Raw genomic sequence first — 20,516 nt, forward strand, 5'->3', positions numbered from 1 at the left:
CAGGTTTTGCCCTGCCGTGATGCTGCCACCCTGCAAGCTTTCCTTGCTAAAGGCGTGCCTATCGTAGCGATCATTGCCTGCGCGCTGGTCGTCCCCGGCCAGGCGCTCTTTTACGGCTTCGATCTGTACGCTGGCACCTTGTAGGGTTAAATCTTGCCCGGCGTGTACATTGGTGCCGACCAAGCTAAGGCGATCACCCGCCACCACCAGAGCCTTGCCGCCTGCGCTGATGCTGCTGATATTTTGCTGGGTGGATTGTTTATCCAGATAGCCCGTGCGCCCACCCGCCCAATCGTGATCTGTGGCTATATGTAAGCTACTGCTGGTGGCCATGCTTTGGCTATCGATCTTACCTAAGGCCTGCATGCTTAGATCTTGCCCGGCCTGTACGCTGGCGGCTTTAAGCAGCATGTCGCGCCCTGCGCTTAGGCTGATGTCGCCACCTTGCACAATCGCTTGCCGGTCTAAGTTGGATTGCTTGGCGCTGCCTGCAGCATTTTTGGTCTCACCCATCGCCAGCGTTTGCAAGACAATATCGCGGCCCGCACTCAGGCTAAGCTTGCTGCTCTCGCCCATGCCCATAATCTGGCCGGATTGATTTTGCAAATCGTTTTTGGCATGAATAAAGATTTGCTGGCCACCCATTTGCCCGTGATCGTTTAATACATCACGGCCCGCGTTCAGCGTGAGTTTGTTACCCACAATGCTGGAATTGCGGTGTACCAGATCTTCGCTACTACTTAAATGCACTTCACGCGCAGAGATCACCGCCCCTCCTAGCTTTACCTGCATTTGCACCTTATTTACGCCTAAATAATTTTGAGAAGAATCCGCGTTTCTGTTCTAAAGATGCGGCATTTATCTCTGGCACAACGTGGGTCGTTGGCTCATCAGGTCTTAATAAATCGCCTGGATAATGCTCATGCCCAAGGCAAAATACATCCTCAATCTTAAAAACCTTAGCAACAACAGCCGCTTCAATACACCAGCGACCAAAATAAAGCCCCCCCTCAAATGGAGCAAAATCTGGATTGCCATATTCATACCAATAAGGCTGTTGCTTCCCTCGACGATTGAGTTCTAAATACCAATGATCAACAAAGTCATACAACAATCCAGCTTGCTGTTCTTTAGGTGCTTTAATCGCCGTTAACAAACGCGTATAAGGGCGGTCTTGACACAATTTTGGCCCGATTTTCCACTCAGGCGAACGGCTTGCAATCACTCGATCAATTAAAGCATCCTCTCCTTCACTGCCAATTAATTTTAATAAACGCTGCCATTGCTCATCAGGAATATTGAGTATTAATGCAAACCCGAGCAACCAGAAACAAAAAATATAGTGATTTAGATCATTCAAACTAAAAGTCCAATCACGGCATTTGCTAATGTTTTCTTTAGCACATAGCTCTTCGGCCAATTGATTTGATAATTCCCATGCGTCAAGTAAGCCTGAAAAATATTGCTTTAAATTAAGGACATTTTCCCCTTGTGAATAACATCGCAGTAAAAGTTTCATATGCTGCACGGTTAAATCAAACGCGTACTGAGGATCATATGAAGGATTTTTTGAAGGGAGCCCTAATAGCTCAAATTTCTCCTGGATAACCTCCTGAGTAAACCCAACCCATTTATCCCAATACATTTTTGTACCAAGTGGGGCCCGCATCATTCGGTTACTCCAAATGGATTACTCTTGGGCAAAATAATTTTTGATGTATCAATAGGCTTTACTTTCCCCAATGCATCAAGCACCTTGATCTGCGTACTACCATCTGGCAAAGTTCGCACTAACCAAGTTTCTGTACGGCCAGTCTTAATAGCTCTTTCAACATCTCTGACCTTTTCTTCATCTTTTAATGCTTTAAGTAAACGCCCACTCCCCAAAAACCATGAATCTGATCCCTGTGGGCCATCTTCAGTTTTACCTAATTTAGATTTATTAAACTTATATTCAATCTTTACAAAATCAACATCAGGGCGATTAACTTGAAATAAATCATCAATCCCCGTTTCTCCCTGCCCACCTAATCGAGCAAGCTTAACGCCATCAGGAACAATTTGTCGTACTGCGTGAGGCCCAAACAATTCACCGACAACTCGTTTTTGTTCAGTACTTAACTTACTCATATCCAGAATGGGGACGCCCCCTTCCAAATTGCCGCCAGATTTAAGCAGCGCACTCATTGCGCTACGATCAAGCTGATTACTAATCACGCCACTACTCAGTTTTAATGCCGCATCAATACTTTGATCTAGCTTTGCAATAACGGCAGGGCTAGCGACACTCAGCTGACTCACTGCATAAATAAGCTCTGAGGTACTCGTTGATACGCCAAATGCTTCTTGTAAAACTTTTGCCCCCAGCGTATTGACTTGCTTACCTTCTTTCATTGTTTGATAACCTGCATAAGCATTATCAACTCCTGAAGTTGCTAAATAACCCATCGCTAAGCAAGCACCCACTTCGCATCCAGCGGCCGTTGTCGCGGCCCCTAATACCTGCAAATTCCCGCCAATCCACTGCAAAGCACCGGCTGCTCGCGTGCCAACTTGATATTTACTTGCGGCATCTGACAAAGCAGTTACTGCTGTGTAATCGCCAAATATAGGCAATTGTGCAGTTCCCCCGAGGTAGCTCAAATTAACCCCCTGCGTTTGGCTTTCTAATAATTTTCGTTCAGCAGCCAAATCACTACTGTTACCCAGTTTTTCCAACGCAGCATACGCGGCATAGTTAGGATCACTCTTGGTTAGCCCTGCAGTACATTGCAACTGAGCGCAGGCGGCCGCCATAAGACGAAGCTCCTTGTTCTTATCACCTTTAGCCAGTTGAGCAATTCGCTCTTGCTGTTGCCGGTTAGCCAAAGCATTATTCTCCATCTCAATCTGCGCCGCATTATTCGCCGCCGCCGCATTGCCATCCGTTGCCGCAACAATGCCGGTGATGATGGAGCCCACCAGATTCTTACGTTTTTCCTTTTCGCTGGCGGTCATCTTATCTGCATTGGTGTTTTCGATTTCTGATAAGACGTTGTTGATCACGACACTGGAAGCTGCTCCAACGGCGGCGCTGCTGCAGTTACTGCCTGTGACTGCGGCTCCAGCGCAGGAGGCGATGGCGTGTAGGGCGGCGCGGACGTTTTGGCTGGTTTGGTTTTCCTCTCCCTTTACTGTCTGGAAGCTATTGGCTATCTCTTTGATCTTTTCAGCGCCCAAGCTTTGCACGTAAGCCACGGAGGCGTTTTGCAGCAAGCCTGTTGCACCGCCGCTGACATTACCACCCACTGCAGCTTGCAGTGCGGTCATGGCGCGGCCGTAGTCTCCGCCGGGCGTCCATTTATCTGCTTCGGTTTTGGTTGCTGCAAGCTGATTCAGAACGCTATCGCTGGCTCCTTGTTTCTTCGCTTGCTCATACTCCGCTTTCGCCGCATCCGCCTCAGCCGTGCGGTTGGCCATAAAGGTGTTGCCTTCTTGCAGGAAGGTTTTGGTGGCGCTGAATAGCTCGTTGATTTTTTCAGGCTTAAAATCATTAGCGAGCGTTTGCTGCGCGCCATCGGTATCGCGGTTTAGGCTGGCGATGGTTTCAGCCGCAGTTTTGCCGGTTAATTCTTTTTGCTTCGCCTCATCGGTGATGGTGATTTTGGCTGTGGCAATAGCGCTCTTGGTGGTGCTTGTGCCATTGTCCCCGGCGCTGAGGGCGACCGGCATGGTGGCGGTAACGCCACTTGATCCCGCATCAGTCATTTTCCAGCCGGATGATGCAGGTTTATCGCTACTTGGGGCCTTGCCATCTTCCGGTTTTTTCTCAGTGCCGCCAAGGCTAAAGCCACCACCAATACCAACGCTGCTGGCGCTGTATTCGGCGTGGTTGTTGATGTCTTTTTGCGTCAGCGTGCCAGTGCTGAGGGTGTTGTCGTCCGACTTGCTGGCGATCACCGCGCCGTTCAGGTCGGTATTGTTTTTAACCTTGATCTCAAAGCCATCTTTGCCTGCAAACAAGCCGCTTTGCTCTTGCACCGCCGCGTAGTCAGATTTCATTTTGTCCTGACTGATACTGGCACTGCCCGATACGCCCACGCCCACCGTTACGCTGGCGCTTACGCTGCTTTGCTTGCTGTCAAACTGACTGGTGTCTTGCCGGCTGGCGAGTTTTAAATCACCACCAATATCAGCAATGATTTTATTGCCGCTTACTACCGCCCCTTCTACACGGGTGTCGTTGCCAGACTCCAGCGTCAGGGTTTTGCCGGCGTTGATATGGCTGTTTTGCTGGGCGGTATCTTTGCCGTCGGCCTGGTCGCGACTCAGACTGCCGTTGGCGGTCACGCCATAGCTTCCACCGCCCTGGCCCATCGTAATCGCCACCCCGGCTCCCCAGCTGGAGCTGCTGTTTTTGCTATGCTGCTCGCTCTGGTCCAATGCCGATTGCAGGTTGATATCGCCATCCGATTTCAGCCTGATATTGCCTTTGGCATTGATCTCGCTGCCCAGCACAATCCACGTGCTCAGGCCTTACTTTTTGCACCAGACAAAATTCACAGTGGTTTGCAAAGCAAATTAAGTTGATTGCTCATGTCAAATGTAAGGCCTGACCCCATTTTTTCTTTGCATTTTTTCTTTGAACAAAAATTCACAACGCGCCTAAATCGTAAAAATACCTCAGCTACTTTGACAATTGCCAACTACCTTGACAGAATCAACACCAAATACGACAGCAATACGAGAATAAGCATGGGCAAGCAACACGCTGAAACCAGTAAATTTTTGAGCTATGTCTTACGCCACGAACCGCAGGCTATCGGCTTGGTTCTTGATCGTGAAGGTTGGGCCGATATTACGGCGCTAATTACCGGAGCCAGACAATCGGCCCATGAACTGGATGAGATATTGATTCGTTCCGTTGTCGAAAGCAGCGACAAGAAGCGGTTTGCCATTTCAGAGGATGGGCGGCGTATTCGGGCCGTACAGGGACATTCAACCAACAGCGTTGCCATTACCTACACCGAGAAGGTGCCGCCAAAGTTTTTGTATCACGGTACCGCGACACGTTTTATTGAATCAATCATGTACAAAGGGCTCAAACCCGGAGAGAGGCAATACGTGCATCTTTCCGAGGATGTGCAGACCGCTAACGCGGTCGGTCAGCGCTATGGCAAACCCGTCGTGTTAAAAATTGAAGCCCTGCTGATGCACCAGCAGGGCTTCAATTTTTATCAAGCGGAGAATAGGGTGTGGCAGATTTATCACGTTCCATCCGAATATTTAAGTTCGTTTTACTAAGTAAGCAACTCCTCAACTGAAATCTCACACGATTGTGCAATCACATGAATCGCAACACCTGTGGAGTGTAGAAACAACCTGTAATGCTTGTAGCCCGCGCCCATCGACGATCCGCGCTCCATAGCAAGCATATCCGAATGCTCATATTCCACCAACGAGTTAAGTAGCGATAAGTTTCTATCATCAGGACAACTGAAGAAGCTATACCCAGGAAACGGCGTCTTAAAAAAATACTTAGCATGATCAAAGAGAATCCGGCGTTTTGCGTCGTTACCCGAATCCTCTGTCTCATAAAAAATATCTAAACTTAAAACCCCATCCGCAAAAAACATATCAAACCTCTCCTCGCCATCTGGCGGCAAAAAGTCATCAAGATTCACAACTTGTTTTGGATTAGATAACTGCATCACTTAATCACCTTCTAGCTTTATCAACAGAACCGCCATAGTTCTTATTTAATTGGTTGTGGACCAATTCCTCAAAAGTAACATCGCCGTATGCTTTGATGCCAGTCTTATTAACACCGTGCCACTGGCTTTTCGGGATGCCAGCATTGATAAGCGCCGTTGAAGTTCTGGTGTTAGCAATCATGCTTTGGCCATCAATCACAACATAGTCAAGAGGCACTTGACTCGGTTTTATTAGTCCTTTCCTTAGAGCATCAGTAAGATCAGCAACTGTTTTAATAGGCTGCCTTGCAATTTGCGAATAAATTTTTTGTCCTTCTTCGCTAAATGCTTTTGTAAGTTTTGCGGGTACTTGCGGAAAAGCGGCATCTTCCAACATCCCGACGGTAGATGCTCCCCCCTTCGCGCCAGTAACCGTCCTCCCAACCTCAGACTTTGCCACTATACCCGGAGTGAGTGACTCAATAACACTCTCTTTCCTTACGGCTACTTTGACGGCAGGATCTACACCTACTTTGTTCAGCAACACCTCCCCCACCAGTGGCCCAACAGCAACCACTGTTAACTCTCCGTAGGTCAGCACTTTTTCAGCCGCAGCATCGCTAATATTCAGGGCACGAGCAATATTTTGCGCCTTAAGCTGACGCAACTTAGCATCATACTGTGCCTGCGGACTAGTTCTCGTAAGTAAACTGTCAATCTCTCCAACTTCTGACCATAGTTGCTCAGGCGTACTGTTGTAAGTGCGTTTATTATCATAAGTGGCGCGGGTATCATTCGCTTTTTGACGTTCACTTTGGCATCCCACACTGTCGGCTGCACCATAACAAGCTTTGACCAGTGCCGCGTTGTTGGAACTATCTTTTTGATCGATCGCCGCTTTTTCACTTAAAAGTGCTGACTTATTTTTAGTATTAGGATCCTTCAGCAACCGTTCAATAGCGCCACGACGAATATTATCGTCATAACTTAAGTAATTATTCTCCATCTCAATCTGCGCCGCGTTGTTAGCTGCGGCGGCATTGCCATCTGCGACCGCCACAATGCCAGTAATGATGGAGCCCACCAGATTCTTACGTTTTTCCTTTTCACTGGCGGTCATCTTGTCTGCATTGGTGTTTTCAATTTCAGACAGGACGTTATTGATAACGACACTGGAAGCCGCTCCCACGGCGGCGCTGCTGCAGTTGCTAGCGGAGACAGCTGCTCCGGCGCAAGAGGCGATGGCGTGCAGGGCGGCGCGGACGTTTTGGCTGGTTTGGTTTTCTTCTCCCTTCTTGGTCTGAAAGCTGTTGGCGATCTCTTTGATTTGCTCAGCGCCCAAGCTTTGCACGTAAGCTACAGAAGCATTTTGCACCAAGCCTGTTAAACCGCCGCTGACATTACCACCCACTGCGGCTTGCAGTGCGGTCATGGCGCGGCCGTAGTCTCCACCGGGCGTCCATCTATCTGCTTCGGTTTTTTGCTCGCCCAGACTAATTACTTGAGCATCCAGCTGGCGGATCAGCGCCTGATTTTGCTGATCTTGTGGCTTGGCTTGTTCTGCACTTAAGCTGGCCGATGTGCCGTCCAGTGCCTTTTTCGCCGCATCCGCCTCAGCCGTGCGGTTGGCCATAAAGGTGCTGCCTTCTTGCAGGAAGGTTTTGGTGGCGCTAAATAGCTCGTTGATTTTTTCAGGTTTAAAATCGTTGTCGAGTTTTTGCTGCGCACCATCGGTATCACGGCTTAGGCTGGCGATGGTTTCTGCAGATGTTTTGCCGGTCAGCTCTTTTTGCTTGGCTTCGTCGGTGATGGTGATTTTGGCTGTAGCAATGGCGCTTTTGGTGGTGCTCGTGCCATTGTCCCCAGCGCTGAGCGCGACGGGCGCAGTGGGTGTGACACCACTTGGGCCTGCGTCGTAGAGCTTGCTTCCAGATGGGGTGGCGGCTTGATCTGTGCTTGGGGCTTTGCCATCTTCCGGTTTTTTCTCAGTGCCGCCCATGCTAAAGCCACCGCCAATGCCGATGCTGCTGGCGCTGTATTCGGCGCGGTCGTGGATGTCTTTTTGCGTGAGCGTGCCGGTGCTAAGGGTGTTGTCATCCGATTTGCTGGCGATGACTGCGCCGTTTAGATCAGTGTTGTTTTTAACCTTAATCTCAAAGCCGTCTTTGCCCGCAAACAAGCCGCTTTGCTCTTGCACTGCCGCATAGTCAGATTTCATTTTGTCCTGACTGATGCTGGCGCTGCCCGATACGCCCACGCCGACCGTTACGCTGGCGCTTACGCTGCTTTGCTTGCTGTCAAACTGGCTGGTGTCTTGGCGGCTGGCGAGTTTTAAATCACCACCAATATCGGCAATGATTTTATTGCCGCTGACAACGGCCCCTTCTATGTGGGTGTCGTTGCCGGATTCTAGCGTCAGGATTTTACCGGCGTTGATATGGCTATTTTGCTGGGCAGTATCTTTGCCATCGGCATGACCACGGCTTAGGCTGCCGTTGGCGGTGACGCCATAGCTGGCACCGCCTTGCCCAAAGGTAATGGCAACACCCGCACCCCAGCTGGAGCTGCTGTTTTTGCTGTGTTGCTCGCTCTCATCCAGCGCCGATTGCAAGTTGATATCGCCATCCGATTTCAGCTTGATATTGCCTTTGGCATTGATCTCGCTGCCCAGCACATTCAGCTGGCTGGCTTTATCACCCACCGCCAAGATTTGAATATCGCCACCGGCGTTTAAGGTGCTGCCGCTATGGCTGATGCTGCTGGTTTTAGTAGTGCTCTCCGATTTTGATTCGCCATAAGTAATGCTCACGCTCACCGAAGAAGGATCTGCAGCCGCGGCCTTGGCAGCATCGATGCCGTTTTTAGCGGCCAGTGCAGCGGTGCCTGCGGATAATGCTTTAACGCGGCCATCTTTAGATTCGCTACCTTGTTGTGCAGACGAGGCAACTGTTTGCGCGGCTTGCAGCATGGTCAGTGCAGGCGCGCTGAACGCAACGGTAATACCGCTTTGTTTAAAGCTTTGGGTTTCGGTGCTTTGGTGGCGATCTTGGCCAGGGTCTACCGTGACTTGTTTGCCTTGAATCACCATATCCCCAGCCAGCGCAGATAGATCGCTGCCGGTCACTTGAACTGCATTGCCTGCCTTAATCGTCAGCTTGCCCTGCTCGCTACCCACCAAGCTGCGGTTCTGGCTTTGAATGTTGCCATCAGCATCGGTATGGGTTTGCTGCTCTTGCTTGCCATAAGTAAAACCAAATCCTCCGCCACTAAAGAGGCCCGATTTGCTTTCTTTTCTATCATGAATATCCTTACTACTATTAGTGCCCGCTGTGATTTTAACGTCATTGCCTGCCAGTAATTGCACATCTTGCGTCGCAGCAATGGCACTGCCATTTACTTTGATATCCTTGCCCGCCTGCAGATCAATGCTATTACCAGACAGGCTATTCCCAACTGCCTGTGTATTACGGCTGAAATCACTGGTGGTGGTGGTTTTGCTAGAGAACCAGCCACGGCTATGGCGGTAGGTTTCTTGCGTATCGGTCTGCGTTAGGTCGATCGAAGCCAGCTCGATATCTTTTTTAGCCGACAAGCTCAGTTGGCCTTTTTCTGCCAGCAGATCCGCGCCTTTTAGGGTGATATTGCCCTCTGGGCCGACGGCTTTAATACTTAGGTTTTGCCCTGCCGTGATGCTGCCACCCTGCAAGCTTTCCTTGCTAAAGGCGTGCCTATCGTAGCGATTATTGCCTGCACGCTGGTCGTCCCCCGCTAGGCGCTCTTTTACGGCTTCGATCTGTACGCTGGCACCTTGTAGGGTTAAATCTTGCCCGGCGTGTACATTGGTGCCGACCAAGCTAAGGCGATCACCCGCCACCACCAGAGCCTTGCCGCCTGCGCTGATGCTGCTGATATTTTGCTGGGTGGATTGTTTATCCAGATAACCGGTGCGCCCACCGGCCCAATCGTGATCGGTGGCTAAATGCAAGCTGCTGCTGGTGGCGATGCTCTGGCTATCAATCTTGCCCTTGGCCTGCATGCTTAGATCTTGCCCGGCCTGTACGCTGGCGGCTTTAAGCAGCATGTCGCGCCCTGCGCTCAGGCTGATGTCGCCACCTTGCACAATCGCTTGCCGGTCTAAGTTGGATTGCTTGGCGCTGCCTGCGGCATTTTTGGTCTCACCCATCGCCAGCGTTTGCAAGACGATATCGCGGCCCGCACTCAGGCTGAGCTTGCTGCTCTCACCCATGCCCATAATCTGGCCGGATTGATTTTGCAAATCGTTTTTGGCATGAATAAAGATTTGCTGACCACCCATTTGCCCGTGATCGTTTAATACATCACGGCCCGCGTTCAGCGTGAGTTTGTTACCCACAATACTGGAATTGCGGTTCACCAGATCTTCGCTGCTACTTAAATGCACTTCGCGCGCAGAGATCACCGCCCCGCCTATCTGCAAATCGCCTTGCTCCAGGCGGCGCAGATACACCTGTGGCACCAGCACATCCTGCTTGCTGCCGTCGGCCAAAGTAACGGTTTGCGTAGTCAGCCAAACCATATCGTTGGTTAACAGTGCCATTTGCTCAGCACTCAGCGCCACACCGGGGGTCAGCTGATATTGCTTGGCAAAGCTGATCCCCGCATCCATCAGCGATTTAAATTCGCTTTCGGTATCGCGGTAATCGCTGAGGAAGCGGCGGCCGGTGAGCGCTAAAATTTGATCATTAATCAGCTTTTGCTCAAAGAAACCATCGCCATAGCGCTTTAATTGCTGCGAAGGATCTTTAGCCAGATTCTGGGCAAAGTAATCCGAGCTTAAAAAGCTGCGCTGATTGGTAAAGCGCGGATCGGTTTCAACTAAATAGCGCTGATTTGGCGCGGCATGCAATTTAAACAGGCTGTTATTTGGGGCAACTAAATTAGGCAGCATGGTTAATACCCGCCCCTGCTGACCCAATTGCATGCTTTGTATTTTAGGACCGGCTTGCTGGCTGGTTTGCGCCATTTTGGCGGCTTGTGCGTCTTTAAGCTCTACCTTGCTGGCATCGCTCATCTGTGCCTGATCGACCGAGGCCAACGCTTGCTGCTTATCAGCCAAAAGTGCCACATGTTGGCCCGATACAGGCCCCATCGCAGCCAGCTGCTCGGCACTTGGTGCGTTATTTTCTGCGGCTAAACCTGCACGCTTTGCATCCACCATCTGCGCCTGCTCTGCTGCAGATTGGGTCGGCCCTTTAGCGCCACTGAGTGTGGCTTGCTCTGCCTGCTGCATTTGCGCCGATGACTGCTGCACCAGCGAAGCCACATTCGCCCCACTTAGTTGCGCTTGGCTAATATCGGCCATCTGCGCCTGATTTGCCTGCTGGCGGGCAGCATCAATCACTTGGCCACCTTGCTGCTGGCTGGCAGCGGCGCTTGCCGATTTATCAGCCGCATGTTTGCCTGCATCAACTAGGCCCAGCTTGTCTTTTACAATACCTGCGCCTGAAAACCCCTCATACGTGACGGTCATTAAAGGGACAGACTGGGTTTGGGGAGGCAGGGTCAGTGCTTGCCAGTTGCCGCCATTTACCCCTACCGAGCCTTTTAGCTCTTCGGTACGAGTGCCCTGCTGCTTGCTCACATTATTGATATTCCTTACATCGCCCAGCAGCAGGCCACCCGCCACCAAGGCGCTATCCTGATTATTAATGGCCGAGCCAAGCAAAGTCATATTGCCACCGGCAATAATTTTGCCGGGCGCAGATTTTTCTACTGTGCTTTGGGTGACTGTTTTGGAGTCGAAGCGGTATTCGTTCCAGTGGGTATAGGTTCGAGCATCGAGATCAGCGTTGAATGCATTAATTTTTTGATCTAACTGCTGCTCGTAAGGTGCCCAAATAGCAAATAAATCTCTTACTTTCTTACAGGCCGTATAATTAGCACTTATGCCTTTACATGAGACAGGTACGTCTACAAAATTGATGGGTGGACGTGCAATGCCAAACTTATCCCAAATTGGATCAGTATTTGAGTAATGAAAACTAATTGGATCAGAGCATCCTCCTCCGCCATTCCCTCCGTGCCCACCCCCACCTCCGGCGGCACATTGTTTAGGAGTCTCAACTGACCATTGAATAGCCTGTGATCCAAAAATCTCATCTGGATAAGCCTTACTCGGCTTAACCATACCCACTTTCTTTTCTTTAGTAAACATGTCTCCCCCAAGAAATGTTTTTTTACCTCGATATTTCAACGCACTAGAATCATACCTAGTCCCGGCTTCATCAAAAAACTCAACTTGATTCAGTACTACTTTCTCTGTCGTCGTTTTTTGCTTTATATCCAAATAAATATTCTTATTCTCAACCGTATTGGCTAAAATCAATAAATTATTAGCAACATCAATCCGGCTGGATTCATTATTCAGCACGCCCATCTGGCCTTGGGCGTTGCCTGCGGCATCTAAGCCACCACCAATCGATGCATTCCCTAGGCTAAAGATCAGAGCGCCATCCTGATTGCCCGTGGTATTAAGATTATTTAATGTTGTAGCGCCCAGCTGTAGATCTGCACGTGCAGCAATCACGCCTGTATCACGGTTATTAATTGTGTTTGCGCCAATAGATAGCTTATCGCCGTAAATACGGCTGGTATTATTGATTGTGCCTGCATCAATACGCACTGCCGAGCCATCAATTAAGCCATCCCCGCTATTATCTAGCTGGCCACTTGCATTGATGCGGGTATTTTCCAGACTGCTGATTTCGCCACGGTTATCTAGATTTCCCGTTGTAATCGTTGTTTGGTGATTACTAATTAATTTACCCTGATTCACTAAATGAGTGCTGTTTAAGGATAAATCACCCTTGGCTTGTAATACGCCCTGATGCGTGTAATCACCGTTAATCGTCAGCGCTAAATCAGTACCGACTGCAATGCTGCCATCCAGATTATCTAGACCATAGGTATTGATATTTGCGCCGGCACTGGTTTCGACAACGCCTTTGCCATTATTAAATTGCGTAACAGCCAATGCCAGATTACCAGCGTCAATTCGGCCATTTTTATTATCTAATGCAGAGGCCTTAATTGTTGCAGTACCACCAACATTTAGCTTGCCTTGGTTTGCAAATACACCGGATAACACAATATCAGCGTTACCCAAAGCCGTTAAGGCTCCTTGGGTGTTATTCAGGCTTTGCGCTTTAATATTAAGCGCCGATTTGCTCTCTACCAAGCCTGAGGCATTATTAAAATCCCCGCTCAGATTAACATTTTGGCTTTGCCCACTAAAAATATAGCCCGCAGTATTCACTAAGCTGGCTGCATTTAATTGTAGATTGCCACCTGCAATCAGCCCCTGCTTACCACGCAAATCGGCCTGATCAAAATGGCTCTGGGTATTAATAAAATCATGGCCCTGAGTATTGATATTTATGCTTGACCCGGCCTGAATCAGCCCGCTTTGGTTGAATACGCGGCCCGTTTTTGCATCTATATTAGCCACGGCAACAATCTGGCCTTGGCTATTATCCAAATCTGCCGTATTGAGCTGAACATTTTTTGCCGCCAATAGGCCAGTCTGGCTATTGTTCACCGTACCGGTCTGTATTTTTAGCAAGCCTGTATCTGCTTGAACCTTACCATTCTGATTGTTTAAATAATGGCTGCTTAAATCAATATCACCCGTGGTAGATGCAATCACACCGCCGCTATTTAATAAACCATGCGCAATAAGCGCCAGCTGATCTTTAGCGAGGATACGGCCATTGCTATTATCCAGCGCGGTGCTGCTTAAATTGAGCGCGCCATTTTTAGCTAATAGCGATCCGCCTATATTACTCAGCGCATGGCCTTGGGTATTGATTGCTAATGATGCTTCACTACTGATCTCGCCCCCATCATTTTTAATGGTTTGAGACACAAGCGTAGTGCCTGCTGCACTGCTAATTAACCCCGCTTGATTATTTAAATCTGCACTGGTGATGGCGGCGCGGCCTGCAGTGCTAGCGACTTTGCCATGGCTATTATCTAACACACCGGTTTGCAGATTGATATTTTGCCCTGCCAATAAGCTACCGCCCTGATTACTCAAGCTTTGGCTGCGGATATCGAGTTGCTGCTGGCTTTGGATACTGCCCTTGTTGTTATCAATAGTGTTTTTAGCTGCCAGTACCAGCGCTGCGGCTTGAATCTGGCCAGATTGATTTTGCACATTATCGGCATTAATCGTCAGCGAGCCTTGGCTTTGCAGTTGGCCTGCCTGGTTATTCAGCAGGCTGGCATTCAGCGTTTGCGCTGCTTTGCTGTAAAGTTGCCCGCTACTATTGTCCAGCTCGCCGGTATTCACCGTGAGCGTACCGCCAGAGATCACACCGCCATCTGCTGCGCTATGGGTGTTCTGAAGCTTTGTTACATCCAGCTGGGCAGTTTTGCCCGCTTGAATCAAGCCTGCATCGCTGATCAGCAGCCCCGCATTAATCTTCAGCGCATCTTGTGCAATCAGCTGGCCTCGGCTGTTGTCGATATGGCTGGCGTTTACGCCAATATTTTGCCCTGCAAGTAGGCCGTGGTTATCAAGCTGGCCGCTTTGAACATCCAGCGCCAGCTTAGCTTGCAGTTTGCCTGTGTTACTTAAAGCTTGGCCATGCGTATCCACGCTGGCATTGCCTTCTACCGAGGCGATCGTGCCGCTGCTGCGAACCCCTTGGCTGCTGATGTGTAAATCTTGCTGCGCCAAAATACGGCCATCGGCGTTATCTAATCGGCCAGTTACCAGCTGCATTTTGCCGTTGGAGAGCACCGCGCCGCCGTTGCTAAATACTTGGCCGTGCGTGTCGATATTGAGATCCGCAACGCTGTTAATTTCACCGGCTTTATTACTCAGCGACTGGCTGCTGATTTGTGTGCCAGTGGCGCTGCTGATTAAGCCTGCATCGTTATTTAAAGCCGCGCTGGTGAGCGTAGTTTGGCCTAGCGTACTGGCGATTTTGCCTTGGCTATTATCTAGCGCACCGGCGTGTAGATTGATGTTTTGCCCTGCCAATACGCTGCCGCCTTGATTGCTCAGGCTTTGGCTACTGATATCCAGCTGCTGCTGGCTTTGGATGCGGCCTTTGTTGTTATCGATCGTATTTTTAGCTGCCAGTACCAGCGCTGCGGCTTGAATCTGGCCAGATTGATTACGTACATCATCCGCGTTAATCGTCAATGCACCCTGGCTTTGTAGCTGGCCAGACTGATTATTTAGCAAAGTGGCATTCAGCGTTTGCGCCGCTTTGCTGTAAATCTGCCCGCTGCTATTGTCCAGTTCCCCAGTATTTACCGTTAGCGTGTCGCCAGAGATTAATCCGCCATCGGCTGCGCTATGGGTGTTCTGAAGCTTTGCTACATCCAGCTGGGCGGCTTTGCCCGCTTGAATCAAGCCTGCATCGCTGATGAGCAGACCCGCGTTAATCTTCAGCGCGTCTTGCGCAATCAGCTGGCCTCGGCTGTTGTCGATATTGGCCGTATTCAAGCCAATATTTTGCCCCGCAAGTAAGCCGTGGTTATCTAGTTGCCCACTCTGAATATCCAGCGCCAGCTTGGCTTGCAGTTTGCCGGTGTTATTTAAAGCCTGGCCGTGGGTATCCACGCTGGCATTGCCTTCTACCGAGGCTATTGTGCCGCTGCTGCTAATCGCTTGGCTGCTGATGTGCAAATCTTGCTGCGCCAAAATACGGCCATCGGCGTTATCTAGCGTGCCTGTTGCCAGCTGCATTTTTCCGTTAGAGAGCACGACCCCGCCGTTGCTAAATGCCTGGCCGTGCGTGTCGATAGCTAGATCTGCAGCGCTGTTAATTTCACCGGCTTTATTGCTCAGCGCCTGGCTGCTGATTTGTGTGCCCGTGGCGCTGCTGATTAAGCCTGCATCGTTGTTTAATGCGGCACTGGTCAAGTTGGTTTGGCCTGCGGTGCTGGCTATTTTTCCTTGGCTATTATCTAGAGCACCTGTTTGCAGATTAAGGCTTTGCCCAGCCAATATGCTACCGCCTTGATTGCTCAGGCTTTGGCTAGTGATATCCAGTTGCTGCTGGCTCTGGATGCTGCCCTTGTTGTTATCAATGCTATTTTTTGCTTTTAATTCCAGCGCTGCGGCTTGCATCTGGCCGGATTGATTTTGCACATTATCCGCGTTAATCGCGAGTAGCCCCTGGCTTTGCAACTGGCCAGACTGATTATTCAGCAAGCTAGCATTCAGCGTTTGCGCCGCTTTGCTGTACATCTGCCCGCTGCTATTGTCTAGCTCGCCAGTATTCACCGTGAGTGTGCCGCCAGCAATTACCCCGCCTTCTTTGCTGCTATGGGTGTTTTGTAACTTGCCAACATCCAGCAGAGCATTGCCACCCGCTTGAATCAAGCCTGCATCACTCAGTAATTCAACTGCGTTGATTTTGAGTGCATCGAGTGCAATCAGCTGGCCCTGGCTGTTGTCGATCTTCTGGCTATTGATGGTCAATATTTGGCCAGCCAGCAGGCCGTGGTTATCCAGTTTGCCACTTGCTAAATCCAATGCTTGTTTGGCTTGCAACTTGCCATCTCGATTGCTCAACGCTTTGCCATGGGTATCAATGCGCATTGCGCCTTCTACCGATGCAATCGTGCCTTGGGTATTGCTGATCTCTTGGCTATTAAGCTGCACGTTTTGCTGCGCCTGAATACGCCCCTGTGCATTATCCAGAGCGGCGATATCGAGCTGCATTTTTCCTTGCGCCAAAATACTGCCAGCCATATTGCTCAGTGCTTGCCCGTGAGTATTCAGGCTGATGTCGGCGGCGCTGCTGATTTCCCCGCCCTGATTGCTCACGGTTTGGCTGCTAATGGCCGTGCCGGTGGCGCTGCTAATCAGCCCTTTGTCATTACTTAGCGCATCGGTATTCAGCGTGATTTTGCCTGCGGTACTGGCGATTTTCCCCTGGCTGTTATCAAACGCAGCGGTATTTAATAGCAGATCCTGCCCAGATAAAACGCTACCTGCCTGATTGATCAGCTGCTGGCTTTCGATTTGCAGCTTTTGCACGCCTTGCAAAGTGCCTTGGCGATTATCCAGCTGGCCTGGTGTTTTAATCGTCAGATCAGCCGCCTGAATATGGCCTGCTTGGTTATCTATTTTTTGCGCAGATAAGCTTAGGGATGATTGGCTTTGTAGCTGGCCATCTTGATTATTCAGCTGTTGCACATTTAAGACTTGCGCCAAATTGCTATGGATAAGGCCGCTGCGATTATCCAAATCGTCTGCATTCAGCGTAAGCTGGCCACCGACCAGCACACCACCTTCTTTACCGCTGTGGGTATTGGTGAAACGTTGTACATCCAGCTGCGCATTGCCGCCTGTTTGGATTAGGCCGGCATCACTGAGCACCTCACCCGCTTTCATTTTTAAAGCATCTTGGGCGATTAACTGGCCATGGCTGTTATCCACGGCAAGGCTATCAATAGCAATGCCAGAGCCTGCCAGCAGGCCTTGATTCAGTAGCTTGGCAGCACGTACATCGAGTAATTGCTTGGCTTGCAGCTTGCCCGTGTTGCTTAAAGCTTGGCCATGCGTATCAAGGCTCAAGGCCCCTTCTACCGATGCAATCGTGCCCTGCGTATTGCTCAGTGCTGCGCTATCAATCTGCATATTTTGCTGAGCAAGCAGGCGGCCTTGCGCATTGTCGAGAGCGCCTGTTACCAGCTGCATCTTGCCCTGCGCCAACACGCTGCCGCCCAGATTGCTAAAGCTCTGGCCGTGCGTATCAATATTTAGATTGGCCGTGCTGCTAATTTCCCCGCCCTGATTACTCAGCGACTGGCTGCTCACTTCTGTGCCTGTGGCGCTGGCGATTAAGCCTTGCTCATTATTCAGTGCAGCGGTATTCAGCGTTGTTTTAGCCGCGGTGCTGGCGATTTTTCCTTGGGTATTATCCAAAGCAGCCGTTTTTAGTTGCAGCGCTTGCCCAGCCAGCAGACTGCCTTTTTGATTGTTTAAATCGGTGCTGGCAATGTCTAATCGCTGCTGGCTTTGAATCAAGCCGCTGCTGTTATCAATGGCGTTTTTGGCGTGCAGGGTAAGCGCTGCAGCTTGAATTCGCCCGCCTTGATTGGCAACTGCATCGACAGCAATCGTCAAATCTGCTTGGCTTTGCAGCTGCCCATCCTGATTATTTAGCTGCTGTACATTCAAGCTCTGCGCTTGATTGCTATGGATAAAACCGCTGTTATTGTTCAGCTCGCTGGCATTAACAAGCAAGCTGCCACCCACAATCAAGCCACCGTCTTTTGCGCTATGGGTATTTTGAAGTTTAGCCAGATCAAGCTGTGCATTGCCACCCGCTTGAATCAAGCCTGCATCGCTCACTAAATCTTTTGCTTTAATCTGTAAGCCATCTTGTGCAATCAGCCTGCCTTGGCTGTTATCTATATGGGCCGCATTAATATTCAGCGCTTGCCCAGCCAACAGGCCGTGATTATCCAGCTTACCGCTGCTTAAAGTGAGCGCTTGTTTGGCTTGCATTAAGCCGGTATTGATTAAAGCTTGCCCATGGGTATCTATCGTTAGCGCGCCCTCTACGGCGGCCAGCGTACCCTGGGTATTAGTCAGTGCTTGTGTGTTTAATTGCAGATCATGCTGCGCAATAATGCGGCCCTGTGCATTATCCAAGGCCGCTGTTTTAAGCTGCATTTTGTCTTGGGCAAGGATGGCACCGCCCAGATTACTGAGATCCTGAGCGTCAATATTTAAGCTGGCAGCGCTGCTGATCTCCCCAGCCTGATTGCTTAAGGCAAGGCTTTGAATTTGCAAACCCGTTGCTGCACTGATCAAGCCGGATGTATTACTTAAAATACCCGTGTCTATCGTTGTTTTTGCCGTAATGCTGGCGATTTTGCCCTGCATATTATTTAAGGCGGTGCTTTGCAAAGTTAGATCTTTACCCGCAAGCAAGCTGCCCTGCTTATTCAGTAACTCTTGGCTATTAATTTGTAATTGCTGCTGGCTTTGTACTGTGCCGCCGCTATTATCCAGCAGCCCTTTAGATTGCAAGCTCACGTCTAGTGATTGCATATTGCCGCTATTGATAATACGACCCGCGCTAAGCTGCAGCTTTTGCTCGCTCAGCCAATCCCCACCTGTACTGCTGATTAAATCGCCTACTTCTGCGCTTAGTAAGCCCTTGCTGGCTACTTTGCTTTGGCTAGTTGTCAGCTTATTAGCCTGAATATTTAATTCACCCTGGCTAATCAGCTGGCTATGGTCGAGGGAGATCTCACTAGCGCTTATTTTGCTGGTCTGCTGGCTTTGCCATTGGCTGTTTGCCACACTCAATGGCCCTGTAGCATTGGCATCTAGCTTGCCTAGACTACTCAACACCGTGCGATCAGCATTTAAACTAGCGGCATTCAATACCGTATCTGCACCGCTGCTCAAACGGGTATCTGCAAGATTAACTTTGCCCGCGTTTAAATCCAGCTTGCCCTGCGCTTGCCATATCCCGCCTTGGTCCTGCCATTGCCCTGCCGTAAAGCTCACATTAGTGGCGCTATATACGGAGCCACTATTTAAAGCATCCCCGGCAATACTCAAGGTAAGTGGCCCTTGGCCCTGTTGAATAATCGAGCCGGTATTATTTAAGCTGGCAGCATTAAGCAGCAAAGCGCCCGTGCCTATCGTGCTCACCGTACCAGACTGATCGAGCTTGCCAGCAGCCTGCACGGTAAGCGCCGCTTCAGATTGTGTTTGCCCTGTTAATGAAACCTGCTTGCTGCCTGTAATGGATAAATCTTGCTTGGCATAGCTGTCTTTTAAGGTGATATCGCCATTGCTGCTGAGCTGCAAAGTGCCGGTCAGTGCGGCAATCCGCCCTGTGCTATTTACCCCCAAGCCCTGCTCAGTGGCGACTAAATACACTTGATTGGCATACATACCCCCTAGGCTTTTGATATCCACGGCAAAACGCGGGGCTTCGCCTGATCCACCTAAGGAAGTGCTTTGCAAAGTGCCATATAAAACCTGATTAGCACCGGTAATGCTATTTAAGCTTTGCGCCCAAACTTCACCCTCTAATACCAAGCCACGCGCCAATAAATCGAGCTGGCTTAATTGGCTGCCATTGAGGCCAGACTGGCCAATAGTGATAACGCCTTGGCTCACATTTAAAGATTGCAAACGCCCTTGCTCAAACTGCGGCGTACCGGTTGTGAGTGTTACACGGTTGGTATTGATAAACCCGCAAGCATCGCAAAGCAAACCATTTGGATTAGCAATCACAATATCTGCACGCCGCCCCGCTACTTCCATCGTGCCGCGCAGTTGTGAGGCGTTTGTTCCCACCACTTCATTTAAAATAATTCGGGCAGGCGTAATACCCAGCTGTGGGTTGGCCGTAATCCAGCCGCCTAATTGCGTTTGAACATTGCTATTGCTGTTATTTAAAATCAGGCCATTTTTATTAACATTAAAATCTTTAAACTGATTGCGTGAAACCCCGCCCACCGATGGCGGCGCAGTATGCACAATCGGCACGCCATTGGCTGCTGCATCTAAAATCGGGCGCACACCCGCTGGGCCTGCGGGTGTAAGGGGTAAATCTTGAGCATGTGCTTGCCCCATAAGCGCCAAAGCGAGCGCTAAACTTGTGCGCCAGCCTTTGAGCAGTCCTCTTACTTGTTTAAACGGCACAGCAATCTTGCCCGCCCCACCTTCACCACTGGCACATTTCCCCTGACGGTTAGATGTTTCAGCAACGGCCATTAATAAGCCACGGTGAGCATTAAAAACAAGGCGGTAACGGTTCTGATTCATGGTGTAGGGCTCAAAATTAAAATGCTTTAGACGCCACTAGCAAC

The 20,516-nt window shown here is 50.0% G+C and carries 6 protein-coding genes; 1 reads left to right on the top strand and 5 read right to left on the bottom strand.

Annotated elements, in window-relative coordinates; genetic code table 11:
• The 3 genes from ACFQNF_RS20025 to ACFQNF_RS20035 form a co-directional block, all read right to left on the bottom strand.
• The coding region (locus tag ACFQNF_RS20025; RefSeq protein WP_380190219.1) for a hemagglutinin repeat-containing protein at positions 1-792 on the bottom strand (792 nt) is incomplete at its 3' end.
• 7 nt (positions 793-799) lie between these two features.
• Positions 800-1,672 (bottom strand): PoNe immunity protein domain-containing protein, encoded by an 873-nt coding sequence (locus ACFQNF_RS20030; RefSeq protein WP_380190037.1) that lies wholly within the window; start codon positions 1,670-1,672, stop codon positions 800-802.
• Positions 1,669-4,497 carry a hemagglutinin repeat-containing protein gene (locus ACFQNF_RS20035; protein WP_380190039.1) on the bottom strand — a complete coding sequence of 943 codons (2,829 nt, stop codon included), beginning with the start codon at positions 4,495-4,497 and terminating at the stop codon, positions 1,669-1,671. Before ACFQNF_RS20035 ends, ACFQNF_RS20030 begins: the two co-directional genes overlap by 4 nt.
• Positions 4,498-4,734: 237 nt before the next feature.
• Here ACFQNF_RS20035 and ACFQNF_RS20040 point away from each other — a divergent pair, with 237 nt between their 5' ends.
• Complete coding sequence (locus tag ACFQNF_RS20040; protein ID WP_380190041.1) at positions 4,735-5,283, top strand: RNA 2'-phosphotransferase; 549 nt, start codon at positions 4,735-4,737, stop codon at positions 5,281-5,283.
• Here ACFQNF_RS20040 and ACFQNF_RS20045 read toward each other — a convergent pair.
• Together ACFQNF_RS20045 and ACFQNF_RS20050 are read right to left on the bottom strand one after the other, a co-directional pair.
• A complete protein-coding gene (locus ACFQNF_RS20045) occupies positions 5,280-5,693 on the bottom strand; it encodes a hypothetical protein (RefSeq protein WP_380190043.1) in 414 nt (137 codons plus the stop codon). The genes ACFQNF_RS20040 and ACFQNF_RS20045 overlap by 4 nt on opposite strands.
• 4 nt (positions 5,694-5,697) lie before the next feature.
• Positions 5,698-20,472 (bottom strand): hemagglutinin repeat-containing protein, encoded by a 14,775-nt coding sequence (locus tag ACFQNF_RS20050; RefSeq protein ID WP_380190045.1) that lies wholly within the window; start codon positions 20,470-20,472, stop codon positions 5,698-5,700.
• Positions 20,473-20,516 lie beyond the last annotated feature (44 nt).

Source organism: Iodobacter arcticus, assembly GCF_042664895.1.
GTDB lineage: Bacteria > Pseudomonadota > Gammaproteobacteria > Burkholderiales > Chitinibacteraceae > Iodobacter > Iodobacter arcticus.